The organism is Ensifer sp. LC384 (assembly GCF_001695865.1).
Lineage (GTDB): Bacteria > Pseudomonadota > Alphaproteobacteria > Rhizobiales > Rhizobiaceae > Ensifer.
Window position 1 is genome coordinate 1 of sequence record NZ_MBST01000001.1, and the last position, 15,721, is coordinate 15,721.

Genomic DNA, 15,721 nt, shown 5'->3' on the forward strand with positions numbered 1-15,721 from the left:
TCACCGCCTTCCGGACGGTACATGGCAAGCATGGCCACCAGGTCCCGGACATAGTCGTTATCCGGGTAGGCATCATCCAGCGCGACCTCGATCTCGTTCGCCAGGAGAATGCTGGGACGATCTGCGGCAATGAACTCGTCCAGCATCGCCTCAATAGTCTTGTTCATCGGATTACCGGCCCGGCCCCAATCTAATCCCTGATCCGCGCGCCTTCTTCACCCGGCCTCTCGATCGCAACAGCCTTGGCCCGGATAGTGGTCTTGACGTTCACATAATCCCCGAGCTCGTAGCCCGAGCCGATTTCCATCACAACTGTGAAGCGATCGCCGTCGTAGCCAAGAAACTCGACGACGCCGAACTCGTCGTTCAGCAAGCGACCAGGCGGGTCGAAGGAAATGTGATCGACCCCTTCGAACACCAGGAAGCCATCGTCTATATCTTCCTCATAGTTCCAGATCCCCCCCCGAAGACGCGACACTGCGTTCATCTGGATCTTCACCTCACCCTTCCAACCGTCAAGGACGACGGCCTTACAGGCACGGTCGCCCAAGTAAATGCTGCTCAAGAACTCGTCCGGTTTCATCATTCTTATCTCATCGGCCAATGTGCATCAGGACTGTTCCAGGGCACGATGTTTCCAAGGACATCGAGCGAGGGACCCTGCCCGCTGGTGTATGGCCCCCTTCCTTCGAGATGACCATGGGTATGCGGTGTTTTTCTGGGACCATGCCCCTGCGGATTCAGCCTATGGTAGTTTGATCCATTCGGATAGAGCGTGTGGGTGTCAACGGGATTTTGACCCGGCACAGTGCGGCCTCCCAACGGCTCGAACATGATATTGCCTCTGCTGTCGCCGATAAAACGCTGGATCGGCCAGCCCGTGCGCTGATCGGTGAGATAGGCTCTTTGAAGCTCTTCCAGCCGACGCTGTAGGCTGTCTCTCGCCTGCACGGAGTAGGAGCCGCCGGCGGGTTCCAGAAATGTCTCGTTCGGATTGAGCCGCTTTATCTCGCGCATCAGGCGGCCGATCTGAAATCCCATCGCTTCTTGAACGGGGTCTCTCGGCTGGGTTCCGCGCCGCGCCGGTAGCCGCGCCTGGGCAAACTCTTGGCCGCCCCGGCGATCGCTGCCGGCACTCGGCGCCCGATTCGGCAGCCAGCTGTTCGCCTCCTCGCCAAAATCGCGAAGCTCCAGCGCGCCGCCAAGCCCGGTCGGCGCCTCGTAAAAATCGTCATAGTCGCTGATGCGTCTCATCCCGGAGTTCCCCCGATATGCGCCGTCGTCAGCGCCGTACCGCCGGCCATTTCGGCCAGGTTCTGCTCGCGTTTGAGGTTGAGTTCGGCGTCGATCTGGTAGCGTTTCAAGGCGCTGTCCTGCTGGATCTCCGCAAGCTTCAGCTCGCGCTCCATCTCCAGCTTGCGCCGCGCGGCCTCGCTTTCCATCCGCGTCTTTTCGGCGGCAAGCTGCGCTTCCATCTGCAGCCGCTGCATGCCCACATCGGGCTGCTGCTGCGGCTTCGCCGCCTGCATCCGCTTCTGGATGTCCTCCGGCGTCGGCTTGGTGAAGTAGAGGTCGGGCGATTTCAGCCCCGCCGCCTCCACCGTCTTGGCAATGCCGTTGTAGAGGTTGTCGGGCGAGACGTAAGGATTGTCGGGCCCGAGCGTCATCAAGAGTTTTTCCTGCAATTGCTGGATCATCTGGATCATCAGCATGTCGCGCTCGCGGGTGCCGGCGCCAAGGCCGGTGTTGACGGTCGCGTCCATGCCTGCGTTCCAGTGGCGTGGGTCGAACGTCACCCATTGACCGCGCAGGCGCACCGCCCGCGGCCGGTCCTGGTGCTTGATGACGAGGCCAAGCAGGCCCTTGAACACCCGCTTCAACCCTTGCGCAAAGGTGCGCACCATCAGCTCCGTCTGGCCGATGCCCGCCTGCTCGACCAGCGCGGTTGCCTTCGCCGTCATGTTCTGCAGCGCGTCCGGCGCCATGCCGCTCGAGGCGTCCGAAATCCCGGTGCGATCGGTCGCCTCCTGGTCGAGATAGCCGAGCATCGAGAAGGATTCCCGCGCCACGAACGGCACCGCCGTGTAGCCGACGGCGCCGCGCACATCGACGCCCTGGCCGACGCGGATCGGCTGGCCGAACTTCGGGTTCAGCACCGATTCCGGGTTCTGGATCACACCTTCCTGCACGATCGGCTGCTGGTTGTTCTGCCAGTAGAGATTGTCGAGCGTCTGGCGCAGAAGCACGGTCTTCACCCGCTGGATCTCGGCCATGTCGTCGGTGACGGAGTTGCCCTCGCGCTGGTGCGGGCGGCGCTCGGTGATGAGGTCGGCAAAGGGCACCTCGTCCCATTCCTCGTCCTCAAGCAGGTTGTCCGGCCCGGTGCCGCCAGCAAAGACCAGGCGCCTGAGCTCGGCAATGCCGTCGTCGTCGGCGTCCACCTTCACATAGAGCTCGTAATACTCCACCTCCTGCAGCGCCGTTGCAGTCGCCTCGCCGTCACCAAAGACGTCGCGCCGGCGGGCAAATGCCTCGTCGTCGCCGTCATGGTCGCCGGCAACGGCAAAGCCTTCCACTTTCTCCCTGTCATAGCCCATGGCGATGAGGTCGGAGCGGCGCATGCGCCGGTTGATCCCGGTGATCGGGCTGTCGTCGATCGAGATCGCGTCCGGATGGATGAGGAATTCTTCCAGCGGCACCGCGGCAAGCCGGGTTGTGCCGCGCTCCCCCGTGCGGCGGATCTTCACGTTGAAGACCGGCTGCTCCACCCGGCCGGTCGGCAGCTCGATCGTCTCGATCGATTGCGATTGCTCCAGCACCTCCACCGCATCGTCGGCGATCAGTTGCACCAGCGCCGCTTCGTCGAGCCCGGTATGGCTCGAGACCTCGACGGTCTGCTTCTTCTCGTACCACCAGCGGATCACGCCGTTCCTGAGCTTCAGCGCGTCGTGCGCGGCGTCCTGCACCGCGTCGTAGCCGTCGCTCTCGGGAAAAACGATATAGTTGATGTAGTCGGTCGCCTGCTCGGCACCCGCCTCATCGCCCTGGTTGACCGGCTCGTACTCGACCACCTTGTCATTGCCGAGCACCGTGCGGATCAAGGAAGGCAGTACCTTCTTCACCGCCGCGCGCACATCGCGCGAAACCACCTTCGAGCGGTTGCTGTCGGACGGCACGTCCTTCATCACCCCGTCGTAATATTCCATCGCCCGGATGCGATCGACCGACAGCGCGTCGCGGTAGGTTTCGCAATCCCTGACGAGCTGGCTCACCAGCGACGTCAGTTCCGGTTTTGTCATCGCTGCCATTAGGGAACCTTCCGATTGAAACTCTAGTTTGTGTTTGCTTGCATTCGCCTCGACGCAACATTTCTTTCTGACAACCACGCTCAGAACGAACGACGGCACCAAAAGTGCCCCTTCAAGACAACCTAGGTCTGTGCGAAGCCGTAACTTCGACCTCATCGAGCACTGGCTTGCCTAAGTCTCAGCCATCGCGCGGTTCGAACGCGGCGAAACTTCGGGGGATCGGACAATCATCGATCTCGAGAGCGCCCTTGAATCTGCCGGCGTCGAGTTCATTGCCGAGAACGGTGGCGGTGCCGGCGTGAGGCTCAGGAAGAACAAGCCATGATCCGAACCGAGAGCGCAGTATCGCCACAGCAGGTGCAGCAGCCGGTCGTCATTGCTCCGTTCGCCCGTGTTCATCTGGATAATGTCGGCTAATCATGCAATATTTCCGTGAGCCCGGCGGGTCAGGATACAACTGACCTGCGAAACAACGAACAAAGCCGGCAGTTGCCGGGCCGGGCAGGACGGTCGCTTGCCGAAACCAGCCTCTGAGCGGACAAGCCCGGCGGGAAGGCATCGCGTTCAGCGATGATGGAGGACCTTATGCGATTCATCGATCTGGCTATCGCATCTGTCTTTGCCGCGACCATACTGGCTTCGGCACCGGCGTTGGCTGTGGAGAAGAAGGTGGTGCCCGGAGGAAACCTAGGCATCCGCAAAGTCGCGCCGCCGATTGCTGCCGGCAACACGCTCGAATGCGGGGGAAAGACGTACAAAGTGAAGACCGGGACCAATGCCGGGACTTGTAAGCAGTCGAAAGACAGCGCGGGTAACGTTTATCAGGTTATTTGCAACGACGGCGAGAACCATGCATCCGCAACTTGCGGGAAGGGTTGCGGAGCAACCTATGGCGCAGGCGACTGCGATCTCAAATAGGTGCGTTCCGTGGGGCTGCTGCCTCAGCTCCCGCAAGCGCAGCCACGACCCGAAATGCAAGTTGAGCGGCTTCAAGCGTGAGGCTGACGAAAGGCTGATCGTTCAGCTTGTTCCTTGAAGGCTGAAGCGCGGCGTTGCGAGACTGGGCACAAGCGCTGTTGACAACCCCGAATCCGGTTTCGTCATCGCTGCCATCAGAGAACCCTCCGGTCGGTAAAGGCCCAGGCGGCGTCATTGGCCTTCACCCGGGCAAAGCGTTTCATCATCAGCGCGTAGCGGCAGGCCGAAAGAACGTCGTCGCGTTCCTTGACGATCCGGCCGTCTTTGCGGTGGTAGAGCCTGAATTCCTCGAACCATTCACCGCAGGTGGAAAACACCTTGAAGCGCCCGGTCTGCATGCGTTGCAGCATGTCGGAGATCCCCGCCTCAACGCCGTTGGTGCCGTCGTCGAAGGTCGCCCGCTCCTGGAGCATGGCGAGCCCCTGCCCGCGATATTGCGCCGCCAGTTGCTCGCCCGAGCCCTTGTCGTGCTGCAGGCCGTCATGCGGCCATGCCCAGGGCAGCCACGCGCCCCAGGGTTTCAGCGCCGCTGCGTGAATGATCGGCGTCGCTTCGCGCTCGCGGTAAACCTTCGTCACATAGAAGACATCCGCATCCCGGTCCCAGGCGCAGGCAACTGCCGCAAACGGGTGGTCCCAGCCGAAATCGAGCCCGCCGATCTGCACCCAATGTTGGGGGAGCTCGAAAGGGTCGATGCGGATCTGCTCCTCGGTCACCGGGAAGATCCGGCCCGAGCCCAGCGTCGGCACGCCCTTGGTGCGCGCTTCCTTCTCATGCGCGGGATAGCTCGCAATGATTTTTGCGCGCTCCTCCGGCGTATAGTGCTCGGCATCGTCGATCGTCATGGTCACCACCACCCTGTCCTCGGAGGGCTCCAGCAGGTAGCGGCTGACCACCGAGCTCATGCCCTTCAGCGGTGTAAACGTCACGGCGACGGAGCCGCCGGTCGCATTGGTGCGGGTGATGCCCTCGAAATAGACGTCCTCCGGCGGCTCCTCGTCGAACCAGACATAGTCCACCGTGTTTGCCTGCCATTTGGCGCGGCCCTGTTCATAGGCCTTCAGGAGTAGCGTCGAGGTGCTGCCCGTCGCATGGCGCACCGTCACGCTGTCGAGCGCGCCGGATGCGCTGGATCTGCGCGTCCAGCCCGCGATCGCAGCCTTCGGGATATAGCCGGTGCCCCAATCCTCTTCGTTCATCGGCGGGCCGACGAGCAGCCGCTGCACGCCATCGCGCGTCAGCTCGTGCGATTCCGAGCCGCCGATCATCACGATCGGACGGTCGAAGCGTCGGCCCGCCCACCATTCGGGGTAGTCGCCGGTCAGGTGCATTGCCGCTTCGGCAGCACCGGCCAGCGTCTTTCCGAGCTGGTTTCCGGCCATGAACAGCCGCTCGCGGAAGGTGGCGCCCGCCTCGTGAAAGGCGGTCTGCCTGGCATAGGGCCGGTAATAGCGCAGCCTATTGCTGCTCTGCCGCCGCCCGATCTCCGTCGCCAGTTCCATCCGCTCCCTGAGCAGCGAGGAAAGGCTTGATGGTTTGGTCGAGCTTGCGGATCCGCTCGAGGAGTTGCTCATCCGTCATCTCGCCGATCTGGTTGACATTGACGTTCACGTCCTTCGGCATCAGCGAGGCCACGGCCTTGAGGAAATCGTGCGGGCTCTTTTCGATCAGCGCATGGATCGCAGCCGCCCCCCGGCTCTCCCAGGCGGAAAGCATGTCTTCGAGAAACAGCTCGCCGAGCTTGGTGCGCACCGCCTTGCGGGCGCGCGTCCGGGCTGGTGTCCCCGCCCCCGGCACGCGCGGCAGGAAGCGCCCCGTCTTCGGGTCCTTGGCTGGCTTGCCGATGCTCATGATGATGGCTCCCATGCAGCGCCACCGCGCCGCAAAGCTCTCTAAAGTCGTTCAGGCACCCCCGCGCGCAACGACGGGAAAACAGTCAGCGGCCATCGGATATCCACGGGGAATTGCATTCACCCACTTGACCTTAGGTTGCATTCTGTCACCAATATGGAGTTAAGCGTCGTGCATTCGCGGCGGATCGGGCGGCCAAAGGCGCCGCTCACCGGACATGACAGGCAGGCAACGCATGTCGCGCAAAAGTGTGCAGCGGTTTTGCGATAACGACATGCGCAGGAACAAGAACCTGAAGCGCGGCAAGCGAATCCTAGAGATCGTAACGCGCTTTAGAGACATAACACTTTCAAATCGCAGCATAATTTATCCGTTCGATCGATCCCGATTTTTAGGAATTATGCGAAGAATAAGACGGGTGTCTGATGATCCAGAACGCAGTCAGAAGGTTGAAGACCATTTTCACGCCGCGGCTCTCGGCCGCAAACGTCTCGCCAAGGTTGCTCGAACTCGCCACGTCAGGAAATCTCGAGGCCCAGGCGGTGCTCGGAGACATCTATTTCAACGATGGCCGCGAGGAGCATTACGCCGCATCCTATCTCTGGAACGGGCAAGCCGCCCGTCAGGGCCATGCCGCATCGCAAGTCCGCCTCGCAACGATCTATCACAAGGGCCTCGGCATCGAGCCCGACCCGCAGGAGGCGTTTCGCTGGTGGCGCAGCGCTGCGCGCAAGGGTCATCACGGCGCCCGCCAGGCGATCGGCCGTCGCCATCAGGGCGAGAGCAGCGCCGAACTGAACACGGCACCAGCCGGCTTCTGGGCGGCACTCCATCCCAGCGGAAGACACGAAAGACCAACCGAAGACATGCCGGCGGAGAACCTGTCAAATCAGGCGCGTGAGATGGCCGAAGACGAGCAGAGAGATGCCGGGCGTGGTTGAGCGCGACGAGAGGCTTACAGCGCCGCCCGTCTATTTATACGCGCAAAGGTCGCTGTAACACTTTGAGTTGCTGCATAATTTTGCCCCTAAATCGATTCCGAATTAAGGAATTATGCAGTAGCCAGCAGATCGGAAGGTGACATTGCGCAGCGAGCGACCCGCGAGAGCATCGCGCGCCGGAGTCCGTTGTCCCATATCAGCGCGGGCAAGAATCCCGCGAGCCTCGAACTTGTCGGTCTCTCATATCGATCGACCCTGAAAATCGCTCGACGAGCAGCGTGCGCAGGTTGCGACACGCTTGGCGCCAGCTGTTCGTGGAAGGCGGAAGACACGAGGGCGGACGAGCCGCCTGTCCCGACAAAATGAAAAAGGCCGCTTCGATTACGAAACGACCATCCTGTAATATCCTTAGCCCGCTTCCGGACGCAGGGCAACCCCCTCGGACAAAATTTGTTCTGGCTTTGTTCGGTTTTCTCGAACATCGCCCCCCGCCTTCGGATGTGATCTTCCTTCACCGATCGCCGGCGCATTCGGCCGCGGCGCCAGGACGCTCCGGTTATCGCCCCGCGGATCCTTTCCTGCGTCGGAACCGCTAAACTGTGGCCCGGCATTGCCGCCTCGCCGCGCACTTCCCCGCGAATAATGTATATTAGCATCTCGATATCCGCATCGGGCTGCCGCGGCGCACCGGCCAGATAGCGGCTCGTTCGAACCGGAACTGGCGCCTCGTCCCGGACAGCCAACAGAGCGGGCGGTCGCCGGGCGGCAAAAGGAAGATGTGACGCCGACACAAATCACCTGCGTGGCCACGACGGCTGCGCCAAGTCAGGCCCGCATAACGTCAAGGCGCATCGCTTTACCGCCGGGAGGGCGGGTAGCGCCTATAGAATGGGAGGAAAACATGAACCATCCTTTCCTGATCCTCACCCTCGTGATCGCGCTGTTCTCGCTTGGCGCCTGCACCAGCGCGCAGCCGAGCCGAAATGCCGGCTCCGCGCAGAGCGAAGGCAGCCGCGACAGCGGCGGCTCCGGCTACTGAACCGCCGTGCACCTATTGCATTACTTCTTAGGTCCGGATCGGGTTTTGAGAAAATTATGCAAGAAATTTAAAGCGTTACAGCCCCTTTTGTGCATCACAATTGACGCGCAGCGCCGCAATGCGTCTCGCGCGAATGTCGGCGACGGTTTCGGGACGACGACATGCATGACATGGGCGCAAAGCGCGTTGCATGGTCCGGTTCTCAGGCGACGTGTTTTTGGGACGCCGGAACAATGTAGGTGCCGGCCTCGTTGCACGTTCGGGTTTGAGGACTCCGGTTCTCGCGAGCGTGCGCATATTTGGTTGTGCGCGTCCGATTGTGTTATCATCCCCGTCGGGAGGAGAATGTCATGGAGAATTTCTTCGCACTACTCGCCGTTGTCGTCGGTTCCGCCGTGCTGGGGCTTGCCCTCGCCTACGGCATGCGCCGCCAGAAGGAAGCGCACCGCCCACCCGAACATGACGACGCCCGACTGAAGTTCTAAACCCGCCACAGCTTTCCGGTAAATCAGGTACACGGTCGAGGCTTCCGCGCGCGCCTGCCCCGTCAAAGGTGAGAGCTCGGCCGGCATCGATGCTCACCTGGCGATCAGGAATGAGCGAGAAGCGCCCAACGGTCTTTTGAGGGACGACAGCCTTCCCAATCCGTGGCTTGCAGGCCAGGTGGAGCGCCGTGCAGGAAGCCCGCCGGCCAATTGCGACCGGCGGGCCTGATCACCTCAATAATACGGCGAGTAGCACTGCTGCCGCGGGCCGCCATAGGGCTGGAACGAGTTGTCCCAGGCGCGGTAGGAGCGGTAGCGATCATAGCACCAGTTGGTGTGCCGCGGGTTCACGCCGGATTCGACGCGGCGCGGCGGCGCGGCGATCGCACCGCCGATGATGGCGCCGGCGCCGAAGGCTGCCAGCGGATACCACCAGCCGTCATTGTGACGACGATATCCGTCGCGATAACCGCGATAGCCGCGGTGTCCGTTGTACCAGCCATAGCGGTATCCGCCACCGCCATGCCAGCCCGGCCGTGGGCGGTAGCCGCCGTGCCAACCCGGACGCGGCCGATATCCGCCATGGTTCCAGCCTGGCCGTGGCCGATGCCTGTCGCCGCCCCATTCGCGATATTGCACCCTATCGACGTCGCTCTGCTGCGCCAGCTGAACCGCTGCAACCGGCACGGCATTCGCAGGCGCGTAGCTCGTCAGAGCCGTCACCGCCGCAAGGATCACAATGCCTATCTTCTTCATCTCGACACCTATCCGTTTCGAATAGGTGCAAGCTATGCCCCCTTGACGTGAACCCATGGTGAATGCGCCCTTCGTCATATTAGCATGTAAAAACATAGCGATATCGATGACATCTGACTTCACCCGGAAGCCGGCGCGGCGCGGTGGTCGATCTCGCTGCCCGCGTATCTTGCCACCCGCGGCAGGCGACATATCTTTGCGAAGAGGCCTTCTCCGCGCTCGCCGGCGATACCACCTGAGCACACGGCCAGGCGTTGCAGAAACTCTGCGTTCCCTCTTTGCGTGGGTTCACGTCGAGGCCACGACGGGTTGCGGAAAAAAGTTTGGGCACAATGTCGGCCCCACCGTGGCCCGTTCGTCATTCAAGCAGAGGGGCCGCCGTGGCTTCGTCGATCAAAGGAGAAAAGACCATGCGCGTGATAGTTATGGTGAAGGCGACCGAGGATAGCGAAGCGGGCAAGATGCCCTCGACCGAGCTGCTGGAAGCCATGGGCAAGTTCAACGAAGAGCTGGTCAATGCCGGCGTCATGCTGGCGGGCGAAGGCCTGCACCCCTCGTCCAGGGGCAAGCGCGTCGCCTTCGACGGCGCAAGCCGCCTTGTTATCGACGGCCCTTTCACCGAGACCAAGGAACTGGTCGCCGGCTTCTGGATCTGGCAGGTCAAGGACATGGACGAGGCCATCGCCTGGGTGAAGCGCTGCCCCAACCCGATGCCGGGCCCAAGCGAGATCGAAATCCGCCCGGTCTTCGAGGCGGCCGACTTCGGCGACGCACTCACCCCGGAGATCGCCGAGCTGGAAGACCGCCTGCGCGAACGCATCGGCGGCAATTAAGATCAGCTTCGCTGGCAAAGCATTGCGGAGAGCCGGGCTTCCGACGAAGCCCGGCTCTCAACGCTGGCGAGGCAGTCGATCGGCCGCGAGAATCCTGGTTAGTGGAGGAGGAGATACGACGCATGCTCTGCTCAGAGCGCATCCAAACGGCCACTCAGCGGCGCTGGCTACAGGGACTTCAGTGCTCCGCTTTGGGGTGCGCTTGAAGAAGCAATTTGCAGTTGGATTCGACTAAGTTGCGGAACTCGATGACGGCTTTCTGCTGCATTTCCGGCGTTGAGTATCGAGGATACTCGTAAGCCGCGGTGACGAAGTCGTTGGTTTCGCCGGGAACTGCTTTCGTCAGTTCGGAATGACTGCTCATCGGTTCGCCGTATTGCCGAGCCCGCATTGCCGCTGCGGCAAAAGTGCCTAGCTTTTCACATGCCTGACCGGGTGTCGGCTTCTGCGAAGCCGCATGGGTGGTCAATGGCGCTAGAGCTGCCAAGACTGCGAAAAGCGTACGTGCGACCATCGTATCTCCGTAAACACGTTAGCGCCCAGCGGCGCAAGGAGGCTCTTTCTTGAGCGTAGGCAACCACTTAATCAACTCGTTCACGATCATTGCCCAAGGCGAAATCGAGTGTCAACGGAGCCCAGACAGGAAGAGAGATAGAAGCGGGAAGGTTTGTGGCATTTTCTACCCAATTCCGCACATTTACAGCGCCGCGCGTCAAATATGACGCGCAAAGGACGCTGTAACGCTCTAAACTTGCTGCATAATTTTATCCTTAAATCGATTCCGGTTTATGGAATTATGCAGTCGGTGCCAGGCGGCAAGCGGGTTCCGTTGTTCCTCACTGCACCAGCGTGTTCTTGTAAATGACGCCGTCCTTCATGATGATCTTGAAGTTGTTGGCGGGGTCGGCCACCAGGTCGATGTTCTCCAACGGATTGCCATCGACGAGCAAGAGATCCGCAAGCGCGCCTTCCTCGATCACGCCGAGCTTTCCCGGATAGGGATTGCGCGGACCGGAAAGTGCAAGCAATTCCGCATTGGTCCCAGTCGCCATGGAGAGGGCTTCGGCAGGCGTGTACCAATGCGTGAGCGAGGCCAAGATTGCCCCCTGCTGCTGCGCCAATGCGCGGGAGAACAAGACATCGGTGCCCCACGCCGTCTTGATCTTGTACTTCTTTGCCAGTTCGTAGGCTCTGCCGATGCCGGGCCACACCTCATCCGCCTTGGCCCGCTCGACTGAGCCCTGCGGAAAGCCTTGCCTCAATAGGTCCGGAAGCGGCTGCAGGCTTAGCCAAATGCCCTTCTCGGCAATCAGCTTGGCGCTTTCCTCGTCCATGAGGAAGCCGTGTTCGATACACTTCACGCCGGCTGCAATCGCTGTTCTGATGGCATGCGGAGTGAAGGCGTGCGCGGCGACGTAGGTGCCCCAATTGTCGGCTATCTCAACCGCGGCCCGCAGCTCAGCCTCGGTAAACGTGGTAACTTCGAGCGGGCTGTGGGGTGACGACACCCCGCCGCCCGCCGTCATCTTGATCAGCGCCGCCCCCTGCATCAGTTGCTCACGGACGCGCATGCGCACCTCGTCGGGACTGTCTACCACCATGCTGCCGCCGATCTGCTCCATGCGGGTGAGCGGGCCGACGATCACCCGCGGCAGGTCGGTGAGCTGGCGGAAATCGCCATGCCCGCTGGTCACGGTGAGCATGGCGCCGGAGGGGTAGATGCGCGGTCCCTCGACGACGCCCGCGTCGATCGCGCGCTTGAGACCGAACACCGGCCCTCCCACATCGCGCACGGTGGTGAAGCCGCGCATCAGCGTGTCCGTCGCCTCGTCACCAGCCACAAGATTGTTGAAGCCGACGTCGCCGAATGCCTCTGCCGGAGTGGGCCGAGCCAGCATTGCGTGCCAGTGCGCATCGATCAGGCCCGGCATGAGCGTTCGGCCGTTCCCGGCAATGCGCTGGGCACCCTGCGCCTCGACAGGGCCTGTTGAGATCCGCGTGATCACATTGCCTTTGACCAGTACATTCGACGCAGCGGAAAGGGAGGTGGCGCCTTTTCCATCGAAGATGCGGACGTTTTCGAAAAGGACGTCATCCGCCCTCGCGGCCGGGCAGACCCCGAGCACCAGAGCTGCCACAAGCCACCGTCTGCTGGACAGCACCATCTTGAAAGCTGTGCGGGCATAAGCGTACACCGCTGCGGCGTGCGACAAGGCACGCGCCGCAAACGTGGCTTTCATCAACTCCTGCGATTCCAAAGATTTGATACGCACGGCGGTTCTCCGACCTTGAGGAAGGGATGGGTCGTGGCAAGAGAGAAAGTCGTAGATCCATTGCGATAGGGCCAAGGCGCCAGGCACCGCTCGTCCCTGCGATTGCAAGGCCATGTTCGCAGTCAGGCCGATCGCAAGCGGCACGAAACAATATCAACGTCTGCTTGTAGGAACAAGCAGACGTTGAGGACGCAAGCCGAAGCTCGCCTTGGCCACAAGGGCGAGAACAGGGAGAACGGAGCCACTCCCAGACATTCTCAGCAATTGCCGGCGGCCTGAAGCGGCCCTGCCAGAGGCCGCGCCCTCGGCAATCGGCTCGCGTTCAAACCGCTTCCTTCTCCCTGGAAAGCCCAAGGTGCCAATGCAGTTCGGTCAGGCCGCGCTTCAGCCAGGCCAGTTGCGGCTCAGGCATGGTGCGCAGCACCTCGTAGTCCATGACGCAGACGTTGAAGACCGTGGTCTTCACCCGCGGCCCTTCCGGCAGTTTCAAAAGCACGCCCTCGAGCTCCATCATCCGGTTGGCCGCAGCCCTTGCTGCCCGCGTGCGCTCGGCGGTCGTCTCGCCTTCAAAGCCCTTGACGCTGAACAGCGACTGCGCCCTGACACTGGGAAAGGGAATGCCGGTCAGGCTGTAGTAGCGCGCCATCTGCCGGGCATATTCGTCGCCCGCCTCGCGCTCATGGGCGGTGAGCTTGCCGTCGAGAAACATCCGGCCAAGCGTGTAGCCGGCAAAGGGGCTGCCGGCATCCACGCCCTTGGCGCCTGAGAAATGCATGCGCTGCCGCGCCGCGATAGCAACGGAGCGCACTTCCCTTTCCGTTTCGCCATGCTTGATCTGCCCGCCGGGATAGCGCGCCACGTCGGCCTTGCGCGGCCGGCCCGCCTTGCTTGCCCGCTTGATGCGTATGCGTTCCGCCTTGGATGTCATCGTCTTCTTTCCTTCTCTTGGTCTGCGTTCCATAGGCCGCGGTCGTCCGCCCGAGGGCCGGAGTCCGGTTGCGGCAATGCCAATGCCCGTTCCGAAAATGTTTGTTTGTCGGTGCGTGCCCCGTGCGGCGTGCGGGCACACCCCGCCTTTCCCTTGCGGCTCGCAACCACGACGATCCGCCACCCAAGGCCGCCCGTCCCATCGCCACCGATCGCGATCGCCCCTGCACCTGGCCACGATCCTTCGGTCGAAGCGCTCAGGTTCCGGCACATCGCTTCGCCCTGCCCTTGTTGACCGCGTGCAGCACCGAGGTGTGGTCGCGCCGGAAGATACGGCCGAGCGCCGGCAGCGACAGGTCCTCGCGCTCGTCGTAGACCGCCGCCATGCAGCGATGGCGCGGCTCCACCAGCCGGCGCTCCCGGCGAACCCCGATCACATCGGCCCAGCCGATGCCGGGATAGGCAAGCAGCACCTCCTCGACGATTTCGCGCACCGGCCGACGGCTGAAGAGACCGCCCTCGCCGCCAGCGCCCGTGCCGCAGAGCAATTGCGCCTGCGAAAGGATGCGCGCTTCGGCATCGGCAAGCGCAAGCTCCAGCTCCAGCACCCGCAAGCGCTGCGCCTTCACATGCGCGCTCAGCGCGCCGAGCAGTTCGTCAGGCGTCGGGACCTGCTGTGGTTCGTTCTGCCCGGCACTGGCGGTCGCCGCACCGCCTGCGATCTGCAGGACGTCCGGTGCCCACCCGGCACTCGGCCCGCCATGTCCGCCGTCGGCGGCGATCGCATCGCTTGCGGTTCCATCCCTTGCGGTTCCATCCCTTGCGGCGCCATCCAGGGCGCGCAGTCCCGCAAATTGCATCGTCGAATGTCTCGTTTCAGGCTGCATCGCTCGTCCCCTCCATGGTGAAATTTGTTGCCGCACCGCGCGCTGCGCGGTGGGCCACGTCGCGCTCCAGCCTCGCCCGAAAGGCGCGCTGCTCGTTCGTGACATCGGCGGTATCGGGAAGGTCGAGCATCCGGGCCAGCGCTCCGGCCCGCTCGACCGAAGGCGTTTCCCCCGGCATGGGCGCTACCGCCTTGGCGGCGGTGTGCTCAGCGCGAAACTGCCGAAGCCGCACCCTCACCCGCTCGCGGATCTCGGGCGAGCGCTCGGCCGCCTTCAATGTCGGATTCAGCGCCTCGGCGAGGTCGCGTCTGCGCGCCAGCTCGGCGCGTGTCGCCGCCGCCTCGCTCTCGGCCAGCGCCGCCAGCACCGGGGGTTTTGGAATGGTGCCCAGAAGCACGTTGGCGTTGGCGGCATAGTCACCGCGGATCAGCTTCTGCGTCACCGCTGAAAGCCCGCAGGCAGGCACGCCTGCCAGCGCATATCGGTAGACCGGCAGAAGCTTCCCAGGGTCGATGCCCTGCGGCATGGTCATGCCGGCGGTCTGCATCGCGTCGAGGCTGCGCAGGATCGCATCGTCGCTTGCCGGCGCCAGCCGGTCAGTGAGCGCGGTAATCTCCCGGCTCAAGGTCAAAAGTCGGTTGCGTGTTGATAAGGTCGTCATTGTCTCGGTTTCCATTCAGTTCTCGCTCTATCGCTTGTCGGCATTCCCGCTGGTGGCGGGCAAAGGCGCTTTCGCGCGGCGGCGCCTGCGGCCGGTGACTGCTGCGCGGCCTTGCGGCGTTGCGCATCCAGTTGCGCCAGGTGGCGAGCCAGTCGAGCTTGGCCGCGTCCCGTCCGGATTTTGCCGTCCAGTAGTCGCGGAATTTTTCAAGCTCCAGCTCCGTCTCCGCCGCGCCGAAGCCCAGCCGGATGGCAAAATCGCGGTCCGGCTCGAATTGCTCGGGAAGGCGCATGGCCCGCCTGCCGCCTGGCACAAGGCGCGATGGCGCAGGGGCCTGGGTCTTGCGCGATGGCGCGGGGGCTTGGGTGTTGTCGGGAGAGTTAATTTCTTTAGGGGGTGTGGGGGACCTTTCTTTATCAGAGAGGGGCACCGTCGCCGTGACGGCTCGTGACGTCACGTGAGCGCGGCGGCGCTGTTGCCGTTCGCGATCGCTCGCCCGACGCTTTTCGATGTCCGATTGCTGACCGGCTTCCGCCGCGCGCACGGCGCACAGGATCATTTCCGGCGTCGCGCCGCATAGAACCAGAGCCTCGACGATCGACGTGATCCGCATCGCCTAGACCTCGACCGTCAAGGCGAGCGCCACGCGGCCGAAGCAACCGGCTTGCCGCCGCGGCAAGAGCTGCTGCACAAATCTGTTGATCCGGCCCGCACACGAGCACCGTCGAGCGAGCGGGACGCGCCTCGCCAGGACCACTGCCACCGGCGAAAACGCACAACAA

General features: G+C 62.7%; 17 protein-coding genes. 5 read left to right on the plus strand and 12 right to left on the minus strand.

Translation table 11 applies throughout. The features are described from left to right. Positions 1-190: 190 nt before the first annotated feature. Genes BC363_RS00005 through BC363_RS00015 form a run of 3 tightly spaced genes read right to left on the minus strand, consistent with a single transcriptional unit; the run spans position 191 to position 3,308 of the window. Positions 191-586: a DUF6258 family protein gene (locus tag BC363_RS00005; RefSeq protein WP_244512645.1), complete on the minus strand. Its 396-nt coding sequence runs from the start codon at positions 584-586 to the stop codon at positions 191-193. Positions 587-588: 2 nt separating this feature from the next. Beyond that, positions 589-1,254: a hypothetical protein gene (locus tag BC363_RS00010; protein ID WP_065786974.1), complete on the minus strand. Its 666-nt coding sequence runs from the start codon at positions 1,252-1,254 to the stop codon at positions 589-591. Next, positions 1,251-3,308, minus strand: coding sequence for a phage portal protein (locus BC363_RS00015; RefSeq protein WP_065786973.1), 2,058 nt, complete (start codon positions 3,306-3,308; stop codon positions 1,251-1,253). The genes BC363_RS00010 and BC363_RS00015 overlap by 4 nt, the downstream gene beginning before the upstream one ends. Positions 3,309-3,893: 585 nt before the next feature. Here BC363_RS00015 and BC363_RS00025 point away from each other — a divergent pair. Further along, complete coding sequence (locus tag BC363_RS00025) at positions 3,894-4,226, plus strand: hypothetical protein (RefSeq protein ID WP_139109861.1); 333 nt, start codon at positions 3,894-3,896, stop codon at positions 4,224-4,226. 194 nt (positions 4,227-4,420) lie between these two features. On the opposite strand, the gene BC363_RS00030 is transcribed toward BC363_RS00025, so the two are convergent. After that, positions 4,421-5,860 carry a terminase large subunit gene (locus BC363_RS00030; protein ID WP_065786970.1) on the minus strand — a complete coding sequence of 480 codons (1,440 nt, stop codon included), beginning with the start codon at positions 5,858-5,860 and terminating at the stop codon, positions 4,421-4,423. Then, the gene (locus BC363_RS33120) at positions 5,745-6,137 is read right to left on the minus strand and encodes a hypothetical protein (protein ID WP_141690563.1); all 393 of its coding nucleotides are present in this window, start codon (positions 6,135-6,137) and stop codon (positions 5,745-5,747) included. The genes BC363_RS00030 and BC363_RS33120 overlap by 116 nt, the downstream gene beginning before the upstream one ends. Before the next feature lie 425 nt (positions 6,138-6,562). Here BC363_RS33120 and BC363_RS00035 point away from each other — a divergent pair, with 425 nt between their 5' ends. The 3 genes from BC363_RS00035 (at position 6,563) to BC363_RS36180 (ending at position 8,602) form a co-directional block, all read left to right on the plus strand. Then, positions 6,563-7,078 (plus strand): SEL1-like repeat protein, encoded by a 516-nt coding sequence (locus tag BC363_RS00035; RefSeq protein WP_065786969.1) that lies wholly within the window; start codon positions 6,563-6,565, stop codon positions 7,076-7,078. Positions 7,079-7,979: 901 nt separating this feature from the next. Further along, positions 7,980-8,117: a hypothetical protein gene (locus BC363_RS34990; protein WP_161491348.1), complete on the plus strand. Its 138-nt coding sequence runs from the start codon at positions 7,980-7,982 to the stop codon at positions 8,115-8,117. Between the two features lie 350 nt (positions 8,118-8,467). Then, positions 8,468-8,602, plus strand: a complete 135-nt coding sequence (locus tag BC363_RS36180) for a hypothetical protein (protein WP_268750794.1) — start codon at positions 8,468-8,470, stop codon at positions 8,600-8,602. A 234-nt stretch (positions 8,603-8,836) separates the two neighbouring features. Here BC363_RS36180 and BC363_RS00040 read toward each other — a convergent pair whose 3' ends face one another. Next, positions 8,837-9,358, minus strand: a complete 522-nt coding sequence (locus tag BC363_RS00040; protein WP_065786968.1) for a BA14K family protein — start codon at positions 9,356-9,358, stop codon at positions 8,837-8,839. Positions 9,359-9,768: 410 nt separating this feature from the next. Here BC363_RS00040 and BC363_RS00045 point away from each other — a divergent pair, with 410 nt between their 5' ends. After that, positions 9,769-10,191, plus strand: a complete 423-nt coding sequence (locus tag BC363_RS00045; protein WP_065786967.1) for a YciI family protein — start codon at positions 9,769-9,771, stop codon at positions 10,189-10,191. Between the two features lie 178 nt (positions 10,192-10,369). Here the strand turns inward: BC363_RS00045 and BC363_RS00050 are convergent, their stop codons facing one another. The 6 genes from BC363_RS00050 to BC363_RS34050 form a co-directional block, all read right to left on the minus strand. Beyond that, entirely contained in the window at positions 10,370-10,705 is a 336-nt protein-coding gene (locus BC363_RS00050; protein WP_065793267.1) for a hypothetical protein, read from the minus strand. 322 nt (positions 10,706-11,027) lie between these two features. Continuing rightward, positions 11,028-12,356: an amidohydrolase family protein gene (locus tag BC363_RS00055; RefSeq protein ID WP_065787056.1), complete on the minus strand. Its 1,329-nt coding sequence runs from the start codon at positions 12,354-12,356 to the stop codon at positions 11,028-11,030. Between the two features lie 430 nt (positions 12,357-12,786). Then, positions 12,787-13,392 (minus strand): hypothetical protein, encoded by a 606-nt coding sequence (locus tag BC363_RS00060; protein WP_065786965.1) that lies wholly within the window; start codon positions 13,390-13,392, stop codon positions 12,787-12,789. Between the two features lie 256 nt (positions 13,393-13,648). Next, on the minus strand, positions 13,649-14,278 hold the full coding sequence (locus BC363_RS00065) for a helix-turn-helix domain-containing protein (RefSeq protein ID WP_065786964.1): 630 nt from the start codon (positions 14,276-14,278) through the stop codon (positions 13,649-13,651). Further along, on the minus strand, positions 14,268-14,954 hold the full coding sequence (locus BC363_RS00070) for a hypothetical protein (RefSeq protein WP_244519777.1): 687 nt from the start codon (positions 14,952-14,954) through the stop codon (positions 14,268-14,270). The genes BC363_RS00065 and BC363_RS00070 overlap by 11 nt, the downstream gene beginning before the upstream one ends. Further along, positions 14,875-15,552, minus strand: a complete 678-nt coding sequence (locus BC363_RS34050; protein ID WP_141690188.1) for a hypothetical protein — start codon at positions 15,550-15,552, stop codon at positions 14,875-14,877. Before BC363_RS34050 ends, BC363_RS00070 begins: the two co-directional genes overlap by 80 nt. Between the last annotated feature and the right edge of the window lie 169 nt (positions 15,553-15,721).

What these genes read in the sequence shown, in the direction of transcription:
- BC363_RS00050 (WP_065793267.1), bottom strand. Translation starts at nt 10,705, where the DNA reads ATGGTCGCACGTACGCTTTTCGCAGTCTTGGCAGCTCTAGCGCCATTG.
- BC363_RS00035 (WP_065786969.1), top strand. Translation starts at nt 6,563, where the DNA reads ATGATCCAGAACGCAGTCAGAAGGTTGAAGACCATTTTCACGCCGCGG.
- BC363_RS00025 (WP_139109861.1), top strand. Translation starts at nt 3,894, where the DNA reads ATGCGATTCATCGATCTGGCTATCGCATCTGTCTTTGCCGCGACCATA.
- BC363_RS00005 (WP_244512645.1), bottom strand. Translation starts at nt 586, where the DNA reads ATGATGAAACCGGACGAGTTCTTGAGCAGCATTTACTTGGGCGACCGT.
- BC363_RS00060 (WP_065786965.1), bottom strand. Translation starts at nt 13,392, where the DNA reads ATGACATCCAAGGCGGAACGCATACGCATCAAGCGGGCAAGCAAGGCG.
- BC363_RS33120 (WP_141690563.1), bottom strand. Translation starts at nt 6,137, where the DNA reads ATGAGCATCGGCAAGCCAGCCAAGGACCCGAAGACGGGGCGCTTCCTG.
- BC363_RS00030 (WP_065786970.1), bottom strand. Translation starts at nt 5,860, where the DNA reads ATGAGCAACTCCTCGAGCGGATCCGCAAGCTCGACCAAACCATCAAGC.
- BC363_RS36180 (WP_268750794.1), top strand. Translation starts at nt 8,468, where the DNA reads ATGGAGAATTTCTTCGCACTACTCGCCGTTGTCGTCGGTTCCGCCGTG.
- BC363_RS00010 (WP_065786974.1), bottom strand. Translation starts at nt 1,254, where the DNA reads ATGAGACGCATCAGCGACTATGACGATTTTTACGAGGCGCCGACCGGG.
- BC363_RS00015 (WP_065786973.1), bottom strand. Translation starts at nt 3,308, where the DNA reads ATGGCAGCGATGACAAAACCGGAACTGACGTCGCTGGTGAGCCAGCTC.
- BC363_RS34990 (WP_161491348.1), top strand. Translation starts at nt 7,980, where the DNA reads ATGAACCATCCTTTCCTGATCCTCACCCTCGTGATCGCGCTGTTCTCG.
- BC363_RS00065 (WP_065786964.1), bottom strand. Translation starts at nt 14,278, where the DNA reads ATGCAGCCTGAAACGAGACATTCGACGATGCAATTTGCGGGACTGCGC.
- BC363_RS00055 (WP_065787056.1), bottom strand. Translation starts at nt 12,356, where the DNA reads ATGGTGCTGTCCAGCAGACGGTGGCTTGTGGCAGCTCTGGTGCTCGGG.
- BC363_RS00040 (WP_065786968.1), bottom strand. Translation starts at nt 9,358, where the DNA reads ATGAAGAAGATAGGCATTGTGATCCTTGCGGCGGTGACGGCTCTGACG.
- BC363_RS34050 (WP_141690188.1), bottom strand. Translation starts at nt 15,552, where the DNA reads ATGCGGATCACGTCGATCGTCGAGGCTCTGGTTCTATGCGGCGCGACG.
- BC363_RS00070 (WP_244519777.1), bottom strand. Translation starts at nt 14,954, where the DNA reads ATGGAAACCGAGACAATGACGACCTTATCAACACGCAACCGACTTTTG.
- BC363_RS00045 (WP_065786967.1), top strand. Translation starts at nt 9,769, where the DNA reads ATGCGCGTGATAGTTATGGTGAAGGCGACCGAGGATAGCGAAGCGGGC.